We start from the raw sequence: 17,644 nt of genomic DNA on the forward strand, positions 1-17,644 counted from the left end.
ATTGAGGTGTATAATGGGGAGGGTGAGCGAACGTGGGCAGCGGAATACGACATCTATGGCCGGATCCGGACTCAGCTCGAGGGCAAAGCAGCAGATTGTCCCTTCCGCTACCAGGGACAGTACGAGGATCAGGAAACCGGGTTATATTACAACCGCTTTCGCTACTACTCCCCTGACGAAGGCACCTACCTCAGCCAGGACCCGATCGGGCTTGCAGGAGGTATGCAGTTGTATGGGTATGTGGGGGACACTTGTAAGTTGCTTGATGTTTTTGGGCTTGCCCCAGGTGTGGATGTTACTACGTTTTATCATGCAGGACGTGAAATTATTGGTTCAATAGACTTGTCAAGAGGTAGATTAAACTTAGATTTTAACCCTGGTGGCCAGAGAGGATTTTATGTTACAGATGATTTGAAACAGGCACAAGACTGGCTCAATCCAGCAAAAGGAAGAACGGCTATAACACAATTTAATATACCGAAAGGCGAACTAATAAAACTGAATATCAAAGTTTTTGAAGGGCCTACTTCTGAGTGGGAAGATTTTGTTACAAAGGGCAGACTAGGAACATTACAGCATAACTTTGACGCGGTAGCAGGACCTATGGTAAGAAATCCAGGAGATGTGTTAGACTATGACGCTAAACCAATCTCGAAAGGTTCACAGTTAGCTCTTTTTAGCAAGGAGGCTGCCGCATTATTTGATAAATATAAAACACGCTCCATATGTCGCTAGTTGAGAAGCCTCAGTATAAAGATGGAATAGTTCTACGTAATGAACAAAACCCCGAAGAATTTATAACTGTTAACCAGCTTACCCTCATTGAAGTGATAAAAGGTATCATGGTCAAATATGCGAACAAAGAACTAAAAGAAGCTGAGTCAATAATTGAACTGGATGAATTTCTATCTGAGAAAATTAACAGTTTCAACAAAGCAATTCAAATTGCTCATGAACATGAATATCACTGGGCAATGCTTTTAATTTATGGAGATCTATATTGGCACAAAGGGGTAAGTGAAATACTTCCCGCTGACTATCGAGAGTGGAATCGAAAATACAGAAGGGAGAATGGTCTGGCAAAATCAAGCTTTGAATATGCTTGAAATTGAAAGACACGCTGTTGCGCTTCTTTACTCATCCTTCCGCTGTTGGTTGAGTGTCTTCCGCAGCATGACCTAGAACCCGCCCGTCACTTGTCTGAGTTAACGCACACTTTTTCAGGTAAATTCCGTTTGAACAAATGGGTCCGTCATCTGGGCTTCGATCAATCGCTATAAGGTAGTTTGAGTTTCTTCCGGAGGGTGAGGGGTTGTTCGAGTGTCTTCCGCAGGATGACCTCGAAATCAGGATATCGGGAGGTCTTTGACCTCCTCGGGAGTACATACGCGATTTTTCGAAAGCCTTATGCGCGCAGGAGAGTTCTGTAACCAAACTGTTTTACAAAGCAAATTCTATCCAGAGGTGGAGGTTCCCTTCGAAACACGTCGCTTCGGACACACTCATTCAACATTATTTGAGTTGAGCCTTTTATTTGGTAAAGGCTGTACGAACGTGCAAAACATTTCATTGGCCATTCGAAAAATCGGTTCTGAAGCTAATCGGCCTTATAAAATGGCCTGCCTGGATGCTCAGTCGGACGGGCGTAAAGAACTTTCCTTCAAAGCTGCGTTAAACAGCGAAAATGACCAGGGCTAAAGAAAATATTTCATAGTCTTCGATCAGGCGGCTATGGTGGTCGCTCTAAGAAAAGATTTTGGGCAGAATTCGAGGTGCCCTTCGAAACACCTCGAACGACCCATAACAACTGGATTTGCTAAACCAAAAGCAGTCGAATATGTAATTTCCACATTCTATCTTTTCACCGCATTGATAAAGAAACGATGTGCCGTTAAATCCTAAGATATGAAACAGTACGAAAGTTTGATTTTAGACCTGATATCCGGACAAATGTCTGATGAAGAGTTTCTCAGAAAATTCCCTGTTGACTTAAAGGAAAACAAGATTTTCATCCTAGAAAGGTTGCAGGAAGTTTATACGTCAAGGAACGCTGACTTAGTCGAGTATGCTTTGATGTTGGGTTTTCGGTTTCATAGTTTCACCTGCGCCTTTTCTGAAGTACTCGCTAATCTTTTGTTAGCAAATTGGCATACCACGCATGAAGATATTCCAAGAATTTTGGAGGGCTTGAGAGATTCCCGAACCGTAAATGCGCTTTATGAGGCTTGTGGTCTGAAACTGAAATATTTGGCGTATGATGACAATTTCGGATTAGCTAGAAAATGTATTTATGCATTAGGAGCAATTGGTTCTGAGGAAGCAACGGAAAAATTGATGTTACTAAGCCGAAGTCCAAACAAAGTCATTCAGGGGTTTGCAGACAGGCAATTAAAGGCGTTATGTTAAGCACCAATAATTCTCTTTGAGTCATCGGATAAAGAATATTTGGTTTCTTTCGGAAGCAACGCTACCGCCTCCAAGCTGTTTTGATCCGCTGCTTTATTGTTTTAAATTTAAAGGTAATATCGGTAATATCAATTACCCATTCCGTAATATATTTTTCAACCGCAATGCCTGAAAGGCCGATTTGAATTGCTCGTTGCTCTAAAGGCTGAAGATAGAGATCACGGTCCGGGTCGCATTGAATTATTACCAGGCTATGTGCTAGCTTTTGTTTCCACTCATCGTAAGATGTATTTATTCTTGAGCCAGACTAGAAAGTCATGAGTGACGTAACGCCCAATCAAAACCTCCCGATTACGGTTTGATACGGAGAATATGATCCTGCCCCGCTTTTTTGCAAACCTGATCTATATACATCATCCATAAAAAAGACGTTTTAATCCCCGATTATTTTTCCCCATCTTGAAGGGCGGTCTACTTTAGCCAGGACCCGATCGGGCTTGCAGGTGGGATGCAGTTGTATGGGTATGTGAGCGATAATAATAGGGCGGGGTGGATATGTGGGGGTTGAGTGAGTGTGATGGAAGTGTTGAACGTTTTTATCGGACAATGAGCGAGGAACACTATGATATACTTTTACGAACGAATAAAATAACTGCAACGCGCGAGACCTTTATCTCACCTACAAGGGCATTTTCGCAGTATCCCAATATGGACATGCGAAAAGGGTGGACGTATACAAATGCATATTTCAAAACAGAAACACTACGTTCAACCTCAACCCAACAAATTAACATCGGGCTTGGCAAAGGAAAAGTCCTAGACATTTTCGATGAAAACATATTGAGCTTTTTAAAAGTCACTATATGAGCAGCAGAGAAAAAGAATTAATAATGGCACTTGCAATGCATTCAAATAATCAGAGCAATGCTACTTCTACTAAGTACAACACAATATCAAGAGCCGAGTTCTTTAAGTTGTTCCCGGTAGATCTTAAAAAAAATCACCGATTTCTCTTAGATGTATTTGAAGAGGCTTATCATAATAAAGATACAGAGACTATTGAGTATGGGCTGATGTTAATAGGTTTTTTAGAAACACCTTTAAGAACGTATGCCCCAATTTTTAAAAAGCTACTTAAAGAAAACTGGCATCAACTTCATGAAATGCTACTAGACCTATTGGTTTCAATGAAGGATGTAGAAAATGTAGAAGCAATTTACCAGGTAGTTTTATATGCAGGTGAGAGCTTCAATGTAGCTGACTATGAAACTATAGCGGTAAAAGCGATATGGGGGTTAAGTGCTATTGGGAGTAAAGAAGCTTGGGAAAGGATCAAAACAATAAGTGAAAATACAAGCAGTGATTACGTAAAGGGAGAGTATGAAAAGGTGAAAAATGCCTTTACGTTAAAACCCCTGTGAACTTCTTGAGATCTTCAGCTAATTTGTAGGGATACTCCATGGGCAGCTTCCGATAACAGTCTTCCACATCTCCTTTGTCTAAGGAACGTTTAATTGAATAGCAGACTTCTGTGATATCCGAGATCTCTACTATCCAGGCCGTTATGTATTTTTCCACCGCAATGCCTGAGAGGCCGATTTGAATTGCTCGTTGCTCTAAAGGCTGAAGATAGAGATCACGGTCCGGGTCCCATTGGACCCGAACAGGTGCATTCGCCAAATTTGCCTTCCACTCCTCATAGGAAGAATGTACCCGTGGATCAAAGTGAGACAAGCACGAATGACGTACCGCCCAATCAAAACCTTCCCGTTTCAATTTGATGCGCAGAATATGCTCTTGCCCTTCTTTAGTTGCCCAACCTGAACGATACATCATCCATAAAAAAGATGGTTTAATCCAGGTCATTCTCCCCATCTTGAAGGGAGGTGAAACAAAAGTTTGACTTGAAACTGCCGACTTGGCTATATCGGCATTATATGCCTGGTAAACTGTGATGCTCTCGTTATCGTATTGTGCTCTGATCTGCCGTAGCCTGAGTTCCTCAGATATTGCAACTGTCATTTTTAACTCTCTGCATTTTGTAACTGACCTTTTCTGAGAATGGCCGCAACAAGATATAGGTTTTATTAAGGCCGTGCAACAGTTGTGTTAACGACTTGAATAAGCTTCAAAGCGATACCATTTGGAGCCAACTACGAAATCTATTTGCCGCTCTGTAGACACAAGGGCATCATCTTCAGCCTGTCTCTTCCGCGACCAGGGACAATACGAGGATCAGGAAACCGGGCTATATTACAACCGCTTTCGCTACTACTCCCCCGACGAAGGCATCTACCTCAGCCAGGACCCGATCAGGCTTGCAGGGGGATGCAGTACAGAGCATCAAAGGAGTAGTTAGTTGCCGTTAAGATTAATATTAAAATGTGTCGAACGAATCCCGAAAAACTTACCTTATCGTTCACTAATAGCGTTGATGGAAAGACCTATATATACCGCCATTACTCTTTCGTAAATAAGATTGTAGCATGCCTTGTGAAATACGGAGGCCTAACTGAAAAGGAAGCTATAAACATGGCAAATCAAGCAGATTTCGTCAAAGATGTGCCCAAGGATGAACACGATGTTGCTTATCTCACTCATGAGTACGAGTATCATTGGGCCATGATAATTTTACATGGTGAGAATTACTGGACGAGTCAACCAAACCTCTACCCACCCCCACAAGCATATTTTCAATGGGTAAAAAATTATATGCACGCCAACAACATACAGGATGTTTTGGAAGAAGTCTCTGAAACTAAATATCAAAAGTTATAGCGGATTTACTGAGTAAAGTCTGAAAGGAAAGACCAATTGATCAAGTGTTTTCTGCGTTGTTCGAGTGTCTTCCGAAGGATGATTCCAGACTTACAAAAAGGTTGAGACTTAAACTTCTTCTTTGGCCAGGTTTTACTGGCCTACTGGTATAATAAAGCTTCAATGGAATCCCATCTCAAGGTTAACTTGTGAACTGATGCGTTTCGAAGCTGAGTAGATAAAAACGCTTTATAGAATTTTTGGGGTAATCGACTTGGTACACTTAGGTAGGCTGTAGTCCGCAATCATCTTTGATTTCTAAACTGTCCCCAGAATAGGTTCCATCAGGATGTTAGAGGTGCGTTGCCCAACACCTCGAGAAACGAGAGCCTTTTTTGTCGGCTCTTACCCCTCGATTCTGAAAGGAGGCTCCTATGGAGCCCTGACGACTATCTTGTGTCCCGATTCTATAAACCGGAGGCTCCTATGGAGCCAAGAATCATCGTCGGCAGATCACCTTCTCGTAGTAATCCCCCGGAATATTATTCATCAATCGTTTTAATAACCGGTTAGTTATTCCGGTCGGCAGCATACTCCCGAGCCTAGACTGCCGAAATTTCAATTATATGCCCCGACACCCGTATGCTGTTTGTCCTGCCTGGTCATGAAACCATCGCCAGCAGACATGGAGCTGCATAGCAGCTTCCTGTTTATAGAAAATCATATTAACATCTATTTCCCGGCTCCATAGGAGCCTCCTGTGAAGTAATGGATCTTAATGTAAAATGGGGTAATCAACAAACCTCGGTATATCCGGAGTATATTGTCGGCTTTAAACATTTGACCTCCAATCGCAGCTATCCTGAATATCTTGAAGACTAAGCCGCACGGTTCGGCTTGCGTAAGTTTTACTCCCATGGATATACGATTATAGGAACCCTTACCAGTAAACTGAAATTAATACATCCGAAGTATAGGGCTTCTCACCCACGATCTGTTTCTTTGTCTGACAGTTGTAAGTTGTACCTCGGTGTTGCCAATCTCGTGTCATCTCAATGTTCAAAGAACAACCGCTACCCAGGTTCGGGTTTGCCCTTCGAAACACCTAAAAACAACGGCAACGATTTTAAATGTTTAATCCATAAAAATGTCAGAAAACGCTACCCTTAACCGACGGGTTACTTCCATTGATCTGCTTCGTGGAATAATTATGGTCATTATGGCCCTTGATCACGTACGTGACTTTTTTCACGAATCCGCATTTCTGGACGATCCGTTGAATCTGCAAACCACCACACCCTTTTTGTACTTCACCAGGTGGATCACGCATTTTTGTGCCCCGATATTCGTGTTTCTTGCCGGTACATCTGCCTACCTGATGGGTTTGAAACGGTCAAAGCGCCAGGTAAGCAAGTTCCTGATCACGCGGGGGCTATGGCTCATCTTAATTGAGGTTACGGTGGTCACCCTTGGGTGGACCTTCAATCCCTTTTTCAACCTGTTTGTTTTGCAGGTGATCTGGGCCATTGGCGTTAGCATGCTACTGCTTGGAATACTCATCCACCTGCCTCACCCTATCCTGGTGGCGCTTGGATTGTTGATTGTTTTTGGGCATAATACGATTGATTATGCCGAAGCGGAACGCAATGGGAAAGTGGGGTTGTTGTGGGACCTGATGCATAAAGGAAATTACTCTTTTTATAGTCTTACCCAATCGCAGACTGTGCTTGTGGTGTATGCATTTCTGCCATGGCTCGGTGTGATGATTTGCGGCTATGGCATCGGGAAACTTTACGGAAGGGATTTCGATCCTGTGAGAAGAAGAAAATTTTTGCTGGGTATCGGAGCCGGGTCGCTGGTGCTCTTCTTTATCGTACGACTGTTAAACGGCTATGGCGATCCTGCACACTGGTCGGTGCAGCGTACACCTGTTTATACCGTGCTTTCTTTCCTGAACGTTTCCAAATACCCGCCTTCGATGTTGTTTGTCTGTATGACCATTGGTATAGCTTTGATTGCACTGGCGCTGATCGAAAATGTCAGGAACAAATTTACCGGTTGGATGACGGTGTATGGACGGGTCCCTTTTTTCTATTATATGCTGCACATCTACCTGATACATACCATTTGCGTGATCATCTTTTTCCTGTCTGGTTATGGAAGCAACGACATCATTTCCGACCAGGTCCCGTTTCTTTTCCGGCCCCAGCAGTTCGGGTTTTCGCTCCCTATTGTATATGGGCTATGGCTGCTGGTCATAGGCCTGTTATACCCGCTCTGCCGTTGGTTCAACAGGTATAAAGCCACCCACCACCAGTGGTGGGTGAGCTACCTGTAATCGCGCAGGGCAGGTGCAAGGTCGTCAACCTTAAACATTGGGAGAAATAGACGGACGTTGTTAAAGTCTTTGCTTAATTGTACAGACCTTGTAACTTTTGAGATGTGCGGCTTAGTGCGGCTATTGTGAAGCGACTTCAAATGCTCTACATAAAGCATGTTGAAAATTAATATCGGCTTCGGGCCGCGAAAAAAGTAAAGCAAACCATTATCGCATTGTAAAAAGGTTCGCTGATCGCAACAGAAAGCATTGCTGCTTTCTTTGAAAAAGTTAGCCCCAAAAGTTGCGCTAGTGATGCCCTGCGTTGATGACCGAGTTCACCCCTTGGTTAGCCATGTAGTTTAGTAAAGGCTACACAAAGAGTTGAAGCACCACGATGTTTCTTCGTTGTTCTGCCGTTAGGTCCACAAAAAACTCCTAACTGAAAGCGTTAATTGGTTTGCCGATAAGTGTTGCAATGGGCCACAGGTCGTTATGGGCTTTGCGTTAAGTTCCCCATTGATATGTTGTTGAACTGAGCCCGTCCAAATGTCCGTCCGACTGCCCGTCCGACTGCCCGTCCGACTAGTGTCATCCGGGCGGAGTGTCATCCGGGCGGAGCGTCATCCGGGCAGGGCTAGCCGGGCGGACGTAGCAACGATGATGCTATAAAAAACAAATGCTGGTATCCAGATAAATGAAATGAACCTTCAGATAAACGGCATTTAAATATTAATTGATCTCGTTTCGTTAAGCTTCTGCACTGCATAAAAGGCGAATACTGAATTATAGGTACAAGAGTGCGACGCAACGGTGCGAAATAGCATTTCTAAAGCTGGGTCCAAAAAAAATTCCTAAGCTAAACGGCTTTTAAATATTAATGTCAACGCTTTGCCCCGGGAGTGTTATTTTGTTAGCTGAAAACACTTCTCAATATACCGCTAATCAATCGACGAAATACACACAGCTAAATCGGCCCTCTATTAAAATTGCACTACTAACGTTTATCTTTTTCATATGAAATATTTGCCAGCCTCATCTTCCGCAAAGCGGCACCTTGGTTTTTTACTTGTTCTTGTGCTCTCCTCTTTCACCACAGCCTTTGCCCAATACGAGGTTGTTGTGGCAAAAGATGGTACAGGAAACTTTGCTACGTTACAGGCGGCTATCGACGCAGCACCAGCCAACCTGGCAACGCCATATAAAATCCTGGTAAAAAAGGGCAAGTATGTAGAAAAGGTGACCATCCCCACCAACAAACCTTTTTTGCATATCTTTGGTGAGGGTGTTAATGAAACCATTTTTACGTGGGATGACTATGCGGGCAAACCAGGTGTAACCGAAATTGCCACCATCACCATCTTTTCCAATGATTGTGTTTTTATGAACATGACCATAGAAAACGCGTGGGGTCGTAAATACGATGGTCCCCAGGCGTTAGCGGTAAGGGCAAATGGCGACCGAATTATTTTTAAGAACTGCAAATTTGTAAGTGGGCAGGATACCGTGATGGCGAATGGCAATGGCCGAAAGCAGTACTTCACCAATTGTTATTTCGACGGTAACACCGACTATATCTACGGCTCCGCAATTGCAGTCTTTGACTCGTGTGTGATCTTCAACAGGGACCGGGTGGATGGTTCTACAACCAGCGTATTCACTGCTGCAAGTACTCCCGCTGGTCAAACCTACGGTTATGTTTTTCGAAATTGTTTACTGCCGAATAACAATGGCCAAACAAGATATACCCTGGGTCGTCCCTGGGGCAATGCAGCGCCCCCGCATACCTCCGAAACAAAAGTGGTTTTTCTAAACTGTAGAATGGGTACCACTGTGTTGCCTGCAAGGTGGCAGGTTTGGACACCCGAGACCAATACCGCTTTAATCACCTACGCCGAATATAAAACCCGTTATTTCAACGGAACATTGGTCGACTTAAGCCAGCGGCTCAGCTGGACAAAAGCGTTCAGCGATGCAGAAGCAGCGCCTTATTTTGTCAACAGCAATATTTTCGGTTCCTGGGATCCTTGTACCATATTGGCAGAGATATGTCAACCATTTTCCGCCCCGATTACGATCAGCAATTTCAGGGTCAATCGCTCGTCGTCCCAATCAACCTTTTTGTTTAATATCTGCTGGCCCATAAACGGGGTGACCTACCAGTTACAAAGGAGTACCGACAGCCTGAACTTCTCTCCTATTAATTCATTTACCAGTATCACCGATACCACTGTGGCCTACCAGTTTACTGACGTGTTGCCACCCTCCGGCACTTCTTATTTTTATAAGTTAGTTGCTTCCAAAAGCGGTTATCAAACCAATACTGCCGACACCATCTTAAAAGTAAACATCTCCGTTCCTTTAAATGGAGAGTATCGTTCTGCCAACTCCGGACCGTGGTCAAACAGCGTTACAGCTTTCACAACTTTGTCGGCCGGTGCTGTTGGTGCGGTTTCGATCACTGCCAGCCCAGGTGGATTTACGGTACCACCAACCGTAACGTTCTCTGCTGCACCATTAGGTGGAACCACTGCAACCGGAACGGCTATACTAACCAACGGAGTGGTTACAGGTGTAAACATTACAAACGCAGGTTCAGGTTATACCACAGCGCCTTCGATCACCTGGAATTACACTGGTGCAGGTGGCAGTTCGGTATGGCAGTCGTATTCGTCCGCGACCGCTTCATGGGCTCCCGTGGCTTTGGGTACGTCTCCATCAAACGTCAATACGACCATTCGGTCGGGCCACACCGTAACCTTAAATGTATTGGCAAGCGCGGGCAGTTTAACCATCGAAAACGGCGCATCCTTAAATTCGATTTCCAACGCCCTCGCCGGTGCTACGCAAACCCTTCGTGTGGGTAATGGAACGGCGCCGGTAACGGCATCGGTAACCAATAACGGCTTGTTTGGTTCAACCTCCGGAACCCAGGACGGCATCGTGATGGAAGTAGCAATGGGTTGTAAAGAGCTCACCATTACGGGAACGGGTACAACATCCATCGCCCGCTTCCGGCCATTGGCACCTAACCCTAACAGCCTTAATGTAGTGATCGACCAGGACATGGATTTCAACATGAGCAACAACATAGGTTTCACGGGATATTACAACACCTCAACCAACACCAATACAGAAGTGGTAACCATTACGGTTAACGCGGGGAAAACGGTTAGGATTACCCAGCCGGGGGGTGGCTTTCACACGGGTACCACTACAGCTAACCCACAGGGTAATATCACCTACAACATCAATGGAACCCTGGATTTAAGTGCTACCAATAGTGCTAACATGGTTCCCGGTTCGGTAAACGCGGCTTCTTCGGTGATCATGAACATTGGCGTAGTTGGCCTTTTAAAAACCGGGACGACTTTCTCGATGACCAATACCGCTGGCAGTACCTATGGCACTTCCCGGATTGTGGTAGCCGAAGGCGGTGTAGTTGATGCAACAAAAACCAGCGCTATGAGTGCCGGGAGCGGTGCCAATAGTGGTTTGATTGTACTCAATGGGGGTTTGCTTAAACGAGCGGTTGGTAATACCCCGGTAACTTACCCGGTATCGGCTACTGCTTCCTCGTACAACCCGGTAACGATTAGCCATACCGGCACAATGGATAATTATTCGGTGGGTTTACAGGTAGGGTTTGATCATCCGGTTAGTAGTGCAAACAGGGTGGTGAACCGGCAGTGGACCATTAATAATGATGTGGCTGGTGGAAGCACCGTTACCCTGGGTTTTGGCTGGACGGTTGCTGACCAGGCTGCGGGTTTTGATCCGGCCCAAGCTGTTTCCATCATTCGATTTAACGGAAGTGCATGGGAGCAATTTCCGGCAACGGTTACAGGTTCCGGCACAATGGCCTCACCTTATGTAGCTACCGCAAGTGGAATCACCGGCTTGGGAGCTTTTGGTATACAGAACACCCAGGCAACTTTACCCTTAACCTTGTTGTCGTTTAATATAACGGCGAACCAAGCGACCAATAGCGTTGATCTCACCTGGACCAGAACCAACGAAAGCAATACCAAAGAATTTGTGGTTGAGCGTAGTTCAGACAACAGTGCATTTAAGACAGTTGGTGCAGTCGCTGCGTTAAATAGGGTTAACCAGAATGAATATCGTTACACCGATGGTACACCCCTGAAGGGCCTGAATTATTACCGGTTAAAGCAGGTCGACATCGATGGCAGCTACAAGTACAGCAACATACTGCTGGCGAACTTTAACTGGCCTGGTAAGATTGCTGTTTACCCTAATCCCGCAACAGATAAGGTTTGGATAAGTTATCCTGCATCAAACCATGCGCAGATCAACATTACAAGGCTTGATGGCGCTATGATGCTTTCCCTGCCCTTACCTGCATATTCCACTTCAAGGGAAATCAATATCAGAAATTTGGCTTCGGGTAGCTACCTGTTAATTTACGAGGATGGAAAGGGGAGGGAAACGATACGATTCTCGAAGCAATAAGGTTGTGTTATACTCGATTTTGGCTTATGGCGAAGGCTTTTTGAAGGCGGGAATTTATCCGTCCGAAAAGGGATGCATTCACCGGTCCCATCACCGAGAACCAAAGACGCTTGTGAAATACGGGAAGGTGAGTTTGAGATAGGAGAATTTTATTAGTCCGCCTTAATTGGGCTTTGTTGCACCGGAATAAACTTGTTCTAATGCGGTTTATTAGGTTTTTTGGTAACCGGCGGTAGACCTGCCTTCAACATCGTTGTGCGTGCCCCCAACACTTTGGAAGAGGCGTCAACCTTCCTATTTCGAGAATCTCACGTAATGTACGGTGGGCAAGAGCTTCATTGATTTTTAAAGCTCTTGAGTCACTTTCTTTTCCTTAATGAAAAGAAAGTAACCAAAGAAAAATCAAGGCTGTATAAAAATTGGCTAAAAATTGCCCAATGTCTCTACAGCGAAAAAGCTATCGCCGATCTGTTAATGTATGGTCGCCGGAGACATATGAAGATCGTTGGAATATAACTCAGGATTTTCGCTGCTTAACGAGACATCTGTCAATTTTCTTGACGCCATTTTTATAAGGCCGGATGAGCGAAGATTGAAGCGTATAACCGGAATGGCCTGGCGATGACGTCTCCATCAACGTAATTGTTATATAAGACGAAATTAGGTTGACGCGAATGCCAACACTTTGGTGGGTCACTCCCCGTCCGACTGGTGTCAGCCGGGCGGAACTTGTACGTCCGGTCTTTACTCATCGGAATAGGAATAGGGATGACACGGATACGACGGATGGAAGTGATCACCGTCCATTCGTTGATAATACTTGTTTGTTCGTGACACGTTAGTGCAGACGAAATATCATCTTAACACAGCAGATGTGATTGAATCGCCTGTTCCCTGTAAAAGAAATCTGTGAAAATCCGTTCAATCCGCGTTATCTGTGTGCCATGCTTACTTCGTAATATTGTCTTGAAATCAACCTACATGATTCAACGATTTTTTTGCTTCGCCACCATCCTGCTATTGTCCCTTTTTACAAATAGCAGCTCTGCACAAACCGACTCCGCCAAAGGTCCCGCGATCAGGATTGTTCCCAAACTGGAGAAACCCAGGCGTGCGGTGGCCCCCGCCGAACGGGACCTTGGTGGCTATTTAATGGTGTATTTTAAAGACCCCACGCATTCGGCGTATTTCGCCATCAGTAAAGATGGCTACACCTTCACCGATGTCAACAGGGGACAGCCCATCTTCATTGGTTCGCAATTAGCGGAGCAGAAGGGGGTTCGTGATGCCCACATCACCCGTGGTCCCGACGGTGCTTTTTACCTGGCTATGACCGACCTGCACATATACGGACAAAGGGCCGGCTACCGCGATAGTGCGTGGGAGCGGCCCGAGGCCAAATACGGTTGGGGCAACAACCGGGCGCTGGTATTAATGAAGTCGTACGACCTGGTGCACTGGACCCACTCCGATTTCCGGGTCGACAAGGCCTTCCCCGAGCTGGGCGACATCGATTGTTCCTGGGCGCCGGAAACTATTTATGATCCCATTGCAAAACGGATGATGGTGTACTTTACCATACGCTACAATAACAAAAACGCCAACATTTATTATTCCTATGCCAATGACGATTTCACCAGGCTGGAAACCGTGCCCAAAAAGATAGAGGGTATCGATGGTATAGATGCCGACATTACAAGGGTAGGTAGTGGGTACCAGATGTTTTATGTGGGCGATGCAAAAATCTGGCAGGCTACTTCCGATAAAGTCAATGCCGGCTATAAACCCGGTGGAAAAAGGATCGACCCCGAAAAAGTGTCTACCGAGGCGCCCAATGTCTTCAAGCGCCTTGGCACCAATACCTGGGTGTTGATGTATGATATCTATGGCCTGCGTCCCAACAATATGGGTTTTAGTGAAACCACCGATTTTGTCAACTTCCGTGATGTCGGTCACTTCAACGAAGGTGTCATGAAAGGCACCAATTTCACCAGCCCCAAACATGGCGCGGTCACCCACCTCACGAAGAAGGAACTGGAGGCCCTGGCCAAATACTGGAAGGTCGATTTGAAATAGGGGGAGCGGGGGTGTTCCAAGGCGTTGATATGCTTTCTTTTAATCAATGCACGGGCTTTCGAACCCGGAATGAAACATTTGCCATGAGATGCAGTTTTATTTTTTGGTAGCCGGCGGTGGACCTACCTTCGACATCGTTGTGTCACTCCCTTGTACTTGCAGAGTTTAATTCAGCGGAATAGGCACACGGATGACACGGATTGGAAAGATCAAAATTGGATTTTGGATAAACCATATCCTATACAATCCATTTCGCTCGGGATTTGACAAAGGATATTTTTCTGCTTCGCAGAACGATCAACCGTGTTTATCAGTTTTATTACTCACTTGTACATACCGTGTTTACTCATCGGAATAGGAATACGGATGACACGGATTGGACAGATCAAAGTCGGATTTTGAATAAATCATATCCTATAACAATCCATTTCCCTTGGGATTTGACAAAGGATATTTTTCTGCTTCGAAGAACGATTTTCAGTGTTTATCCATTTTATCCCTGTCATCTCCCGAAGTTTTTCAGGACGGGCTGTGTTTCGTTGTTAAGCCGCTAAAAAAGTGTCTCAACGTTAGCTCTTTTACTGGCCAGAATGCTATTCAGCTTTCTTGTTCAGTGACTGAAGGCAACAGAACGGTCGGTGAAAATAGCCGCATCGATCTTCAATTAGCTTTTTGTGATACTGGGGTGAGTTTCCGAAGTACTCTGCCGATGCAGCTAAATACCGTTCGCAATTCACAACCGTTTATTAGGACTTTACTTTTGATTGAGCACCGGGATACCTTTGAACACATGGAATTGGCTGCTTAATAGAAATTCAAATCCTTGCATAGAAGTACAGGTGAGTTCAACTTTGAAGCTGAGAGTGGGTGGGCGGCAAAACGGCCGGAGGCATTCGGGTTTGCCTTGAATTTTCTTTGGTTACTTTCTTTGTTTCAAGACAAAGAAAGTAACTGAGCGTGATGGGGAGAAACAACAGCTATCCACGGAGGACCATTTCCTCGATACCACATCGGTTTGCAAGACCTTAACAAGGTTAATAATGCACCCGCATTGGCCTTGCATCTTTGATGCTCCCAGAGGATAAAAAATGTAGATCCGTTCGTAAATTATCGCTTTTACTTCGCGGAAAACCCTTCAGAAAACACGTCTGAACAATTATATTTGTCGTATGACTACTTCCCCAACACCCGGTAAAGTACACCACGGCCGCAACATCAAACGGCTTCGCGAAATGCTTGGCATCAAGCAGGAATCCCTTGCAATCACCCTTGGAGACGACTGGTCGCAGCACAAAGTCTCCCGGCTCGAAGACAAGGAGGTGGTTGAAGATGAAATATTACAGGAAGTCGGGAAGGCGCTGCACGTAAGCGCAGAGGCGATTAAGCAATTTGATGAGCAGGCAGCGATTAATATTATCTCCAATACTTTCCACGACTTCCATGATAATGCTACTGCATCGGCCATGAACTACCAATGTTCATTTAATCCTTTAGACAAGATTGTGGAGTTGTACGAAAGAATGATTAAGGATAGGGATGAACTTATTGGAAAGTTGGAGAAGATCTTAGACAGGAGGGTTTAGATCTATGGATTGCATTACTGGATAGGTGACCTTGATTGTAAAATAAAGGACATCCTAAATTTCTAATATTTCATTGTCTTCTATTTGACTCTGCAAGTTGAAAGCTAGATGCAAATTGATTGTGCAGATAGCAAGTAAATCGATGAAGTTCCGGTCTGATGAATATCGATGCTCGGCTATTCTTTGCTTCCGGCTGTTCCGAGAGTAGACTTTATCCAACGTTTTAGGTGCACTACGGAACACCTCGCACAACCAGGTTATTACCACTAGCAAATCTGCCCATCCGACTTCCACTCTAACTCCCCAGCCATTATAATCAATTAGTTATCTTCGCTACCTAAATTTCTTTCTGATGGACCTTAAGTTCTTTGACTTCACTGATTCGGGATACTATCCCAAAGTTTTACTAACTGATATAGAACCGGACATGCGTTTCAAAGAAGATATTATAAGTAAACCGGGCAAATCGGAAACTTTCTTCGAGTATAAATTAAATCAGTACTTCAATAAGTACTTAATTAGAGATATTGAAAAGGATAATTATAAACCGGATTTTGTCATCGCTTCTAAAAAAGAGGGTTATATAATAGATATCGAAGTAGATGAACCTTACGCTTTTAAACAGGCGAAACCAATACATTTTACAGGAAAAGATGACAAAAGAGATTCGTTTTTTGCTAATGCAGGCTGGGATGTAATTCGTTTTTCTGAAAATCAAGTTATTAATTATCCTAATGGTTGTTGTAAGGTAATCTCTTATCTAATTTACCACAAAACGCAGAATCATATTTGGTTGGACGGGTTTGAAAATATTCCGTTCCCAGAGACGGAGGAATGCTGGGATCATGAAAGAAGTAAATATTTAGCACAAATTGGGTATCGTGACGAATATCTCAAGTTCTTAAAGCCAGCTTTAACGGGAAATGCTGATGCTTCAATTTTGATTGATGGTATTTATCTAGCGCAGGCAACAAGAGATACTAAGCAACTATATCAACGTATCCATGGAGAAGAGTATGGTAAGGGGAAATTCGAAAATTTAATACTTGAACTAAAAAAGTATTTGCCGAACCTAATACAGACGGACGGGCAAAAACTCAGAATAAAGGTAATAGTCTTTATTTCTATCTATCATGAGTTAACCAATTTTGACTTCGACATAGACTTTCTTCAGCTTGATAATTATGAGTTTGACTTTTGCTTTGTTAAAACCGACGAAATCATTTGCTTCGAGATAGGTGATTTTGTAAATAGTAACCCCCACGTCCCTTTTATTTTAATGTCTGACGATCCTGCTTATATAAGTTTTATTAAAGGCTGGGAGAAAGATAGACTTAATTTTATATTGTGCAGGAATAATCCTAATACCTTTTTACCCGGGCACTTGCGCTATATTGATTCAAGTTACCCTTGTGGGAGGGCAATTGGGGTCAAAGAGCTTTAGCTTTTTTGCCCTTGTTGGGGTGCCCTGCCGCAATGCCCGTTGCAAGTTGTTATTACCAGCAACTATAAACAACAATTAAAATATATCTCATAAATAGTTAAGCGTTTTTTTTTTGCTGATTATGTATCACGTTTTTCAACCACTTAAGGTAGAATTCGGCAAGGCGTTTGAAGTACCGCACAATGATTTAAGAATATTGCAAGAATGCCTACGTCTTCCTGGATAGGAGCAATTATTGCTTTAATATTATTTAGGGTGTGGAGGTCAGTTTTTTGAGCCTCAGGCAGATTTGTCTCCCTTTTAGAGGTACACTTGTTTTTTACTCATACTGTCACTCCAGTGATTTTTGTCTAGTTGAATAAATCTTCTAGGACGTTATTTTTTACAGTTCTATCTTGCTTTTCTTCCCTTATATTTGATTATCCTTGACAAGTGAAATATGAATCAATTGGGATCCTTTGATGAAACCCTAAGAGAACATAGAGAATCAAAAGGCCTTGTTTTCTGGGCGGCTCCTGCCTTTCCGATCACAGAAACACGATCTGTCAGCAAGCAGAAAAAGAATAGAGGTAAAGCAAAACGGACGCA

General features: G+C 44.0%; 14 protein-coding genes. 12 read left to right on the plus strand and 2 right to left on the minus strand.

From position 1 onward, the window contains the following. The 4 genes from EXU57_RS25830 to EXU57_RS15770 all read left to right on the plus strand — a co-directional run. Window positions 1–735, plus strand: a 735-nt coding sequence (locus EXU57_RS25830; protein WP_165958173.1) for an RHS repeat-associated core domain-containing protein, incomplete at its 5' end; no start/stop codon positions are given. Then, window positions 726–1,106, plus strand: coding sequence for a hypothetical protein (locus EXU57_RS15760; protein ID WP_133269200.1), 381 nt, complete (start codon window positions 726–728; stop codon window positions 1,104–1,106). The genes EXU57_RS25830 and EXU57_RS15760, both read left to right, overlap by 10 nt. A 301-nt stretch (window positions 1,107–1,407) precedes the next feature. Continuing rightward, window positions 1,408–1,698 carry a hypothetical protein gene (locus EXU57_RS15765; RefSeq protein ID WP_133269201.1) on the plus strand — a complete coding sequence of 97 codons (291 nt, stop codon included), beginning with the start codon at window positions 1,408–1,410 and terminating at the stop codon, window positions 1,696–1,698. Window positions 1,699–1,905: 207 nt separating this feature from the next. After that, entirely contained in the window at window positions 1,906–2,406 is a 501-nt protein-coding gene (locus EXU57_RS15770) for a hypothetical protein (RefSeq protein WP_133269202.1), read from the plus strand. A 61-nt stretch (window positions 2,407–2,467) separates the two neighbouring features. Here EXU57_RS15770 and EXU57_RS25905 read toward each other — a convergent pair whose 3' ends face one another. Further along, window positions 2,468–2,701 carry a DUF4291 family protein gene (locus EXU57_RS25905; protein WP_133269348.1) on the minus strand — a complete coding sequence of 78 codons (234 nt, stop codon included), beginning with the start codon at window positions 2,699–2,701 and terminating at the stop codon, window positions 2,468–2,470. Window positions 2,702–3,269: 568 nt separating this feature from the next. Between EXU57_RS25905 and EXU57_RS15780 the strand changes: the two genes are divergently transcribed. Continuing rightward, window positions 3,270–3,827 carry a hypothetical protein gene (locus EXU57_RS15780; RefSeq protein ID WP_133269203.1) on the plus strand — a complete coding sequence of 186 codons (558 nt, stop codon included), beginning with the start codon at window positions 3,270–3,272 and terminating at the stop codon, window positions 3,825–3,827. Here EXU57_RS15780 and EXU57_RS15785 read toward each other — a convergent pair. After that, window positions 3,808–4,428 carry a DUF4291 domain-containing protein gene (locus tag EXU57_RS15785; protein ID WP_133269204.1) on the minus strand — a complete coding sequence of 207 codons (621 nt, stop codon included), beginning with the start codon at window positions 4,426–4,428 and terminating at the stop codon, window positions 3,808–3,810. The two genes, EXU57_RS15780 and EXU57_RS15785, sit on opposite strands and share 20 nt — an antisense overlap. Window positions 4,429–4,549: 121 nt before the next feature. Here EXU57_RS15785 and EXU57_RS15790 point away from each other — a divergent pair, with 121 nt between their 5' ends. From EXU57_RS15790 to EXU57_RS15820, 7 genes are all read left to right on the plus strand, one after another. Next, entirely contained in the window at window positions 4,550–4,765 is a 216-nt protein-coding gene (locus EXU57_RS15790) for an RHS repeat-associated core domain-containing protein (RefSeq protein WP_133269205.1), read from the plus strand. A 173-nt stretch (window positions 4,766–4,938) separates the two neighbouring features. Then, on the plus strand, window positions 4,939–5,184 hold the full coding sequence (locus tag EXU57_RS15795; RefSeq protein ID WP_133269206.1) for a hypothetical protein: 246 nt from the start codon (window positions 4,939–4,941) through the stop codon (window positions 5,182–5,184). 1,126 nt (window positions 5,185–6,310) lie between these two features. Then, window positions 6,311–7,501 carry a DUF1624 domain-containing protein gene (locus EXU57_RS15800; protein ID WP_133269207.1) on the plus strand — a complete coding sequence of 397 codons (1,191 nt, stop codon included), beginning with the start codon at window positions 6,311–6,313 and terminating at the stop codon, window positions 7,499–7,501. 996 nt (window positions 7,502–8,497) lie between these two features. Further along, on the plus strand, window positions 8,498–11,953 hold the full coding sequence (locus tag EXU57_RS15805) for a pectinesterase family protein (protein WP_133269208.1): 3,456 nt from the start codon (window positions 8,498–8,500) through the stop codon (window positions 11,951–11,953). A 981-nt stretch (window positions 11,954–12,934) separates the two neighbouring features. Next, entirely contained in the window at window positions 12,935–14,029 is a 1,095-nt protein-coding gene (locus EXU57_RS15810) for a glycoside hydrolase family 43 protein (protein ID WP_133269209.1), read from the plus strand. Window positions 14,030–15,198: 1,169 nt separating this feature from the next. Next, a complete protein-coding gene (locus EXU57_RS15815) occupies window positions 15,199–15,612 on the plus strand; it encodes a helix-turn-helix transcriptional regulator (RefSeq protein WP_133269210.1) in 414 nt (137 codons plus the stop codon). 352 nt (window positions 15,613–15,964) lie between these two features. Further along, the gene (locus tag EXU57_RS15820) at window positions 15,965–17,056 is read left to right on the plus strand and encodes a hypothetical protein (protein ID WP_133269211.1); all 1,092 of its coding nucleotides are present in this window, start codon (window positions 15,965–15,967) and stop codon (window positions 17,054–17,056) included. The last annotated feature ends 588 nt before the right edge of the window (window positions 17,057–17,644 follow it).

It is taken from the genome of Segetibacter sp. 3557_3, from assembly GCF_004354985.1.
Taxonomy (GTDB): domain Bacteria; phylum Bacteroidota; class Bacteroidia; order Chitinophagales; family Chitinophagaceae; genus Segetibacter.

Coding starts and splice junctions, on each gene's coding strand:
- EXU57_RS15760 (WP_133269200.1), top strand. CDS start 726: ATGTCGCTAGTTGAGAAGCCTCAGTATAAAGATGGAATAGTTCTACGT.
- EXU57_RS15765 (WP_133269201.1), top strand. CDS start 1,408: ATGCGCGCAGGAGAGTTCTGTAACCAAACTGTTTTACAAAGCAAATTC.
- EXU57_RS15770 (WP_133269202.1), top strand. CDS start 1,906: ATGAAACAGTACGAAAGTTTGATTTTAGACCTGATATCCGGACAAATG.
- EXU57_RS15780 (WP_133269203.1), top strand. CDS start 3,270: ATGAGCAGCAGAGAAAAAGAATTAATAATGGCACTTGCAATGCATTCA.
- EXU57_RS15785 (WP_133269204.1), bottom strand. CDS start 4,428: ATGACAGTTGCAATATCTGAGGAACTCAGGCTACGGCAGATCAGAGCA.
- EXU57_RS15795 (WP_133269206.1), top strand. CDS start 4,939: ATGGCAAATCAAGCAGATTTCGTCAAAGATGTGCCCAAGGATGAACAC.
- EXU57_RS15800 (WP_133269207.1), top strand. CDS start 6,311: ATGTCAGAAAACGCTACCCTTAACCGACGGGTTACTTCCATTGATCTG.
- EXU57_RS15805 (WP_133269208.1), top strand. CDS start 8,498: ATGAAATATTTGCCAGCCTCATCTTCCGCAAAGCGGCACCTTGGTTTT.
- EXU57_RS15810 (WP_133269209.1), top strand. CDS start 12,935: ATGATTCAACGATTTTTTTGCTTCGCCACCATCCTGCTATTGTCCCTT.
- EXU57_RS15815 (WP_133269210.1), top strand. CDS start 15,199: ATGACTACTTCCCCAACACCCGGTAAAGTACACCACGGCCGCAACATC.
- EXU57_RS15820 (WP_133269211.1), top strand. CDS start 15,965: ATGGACCTTAAGTTCTTTGACTTCACTGATTCGGGATACTATCCCAAA.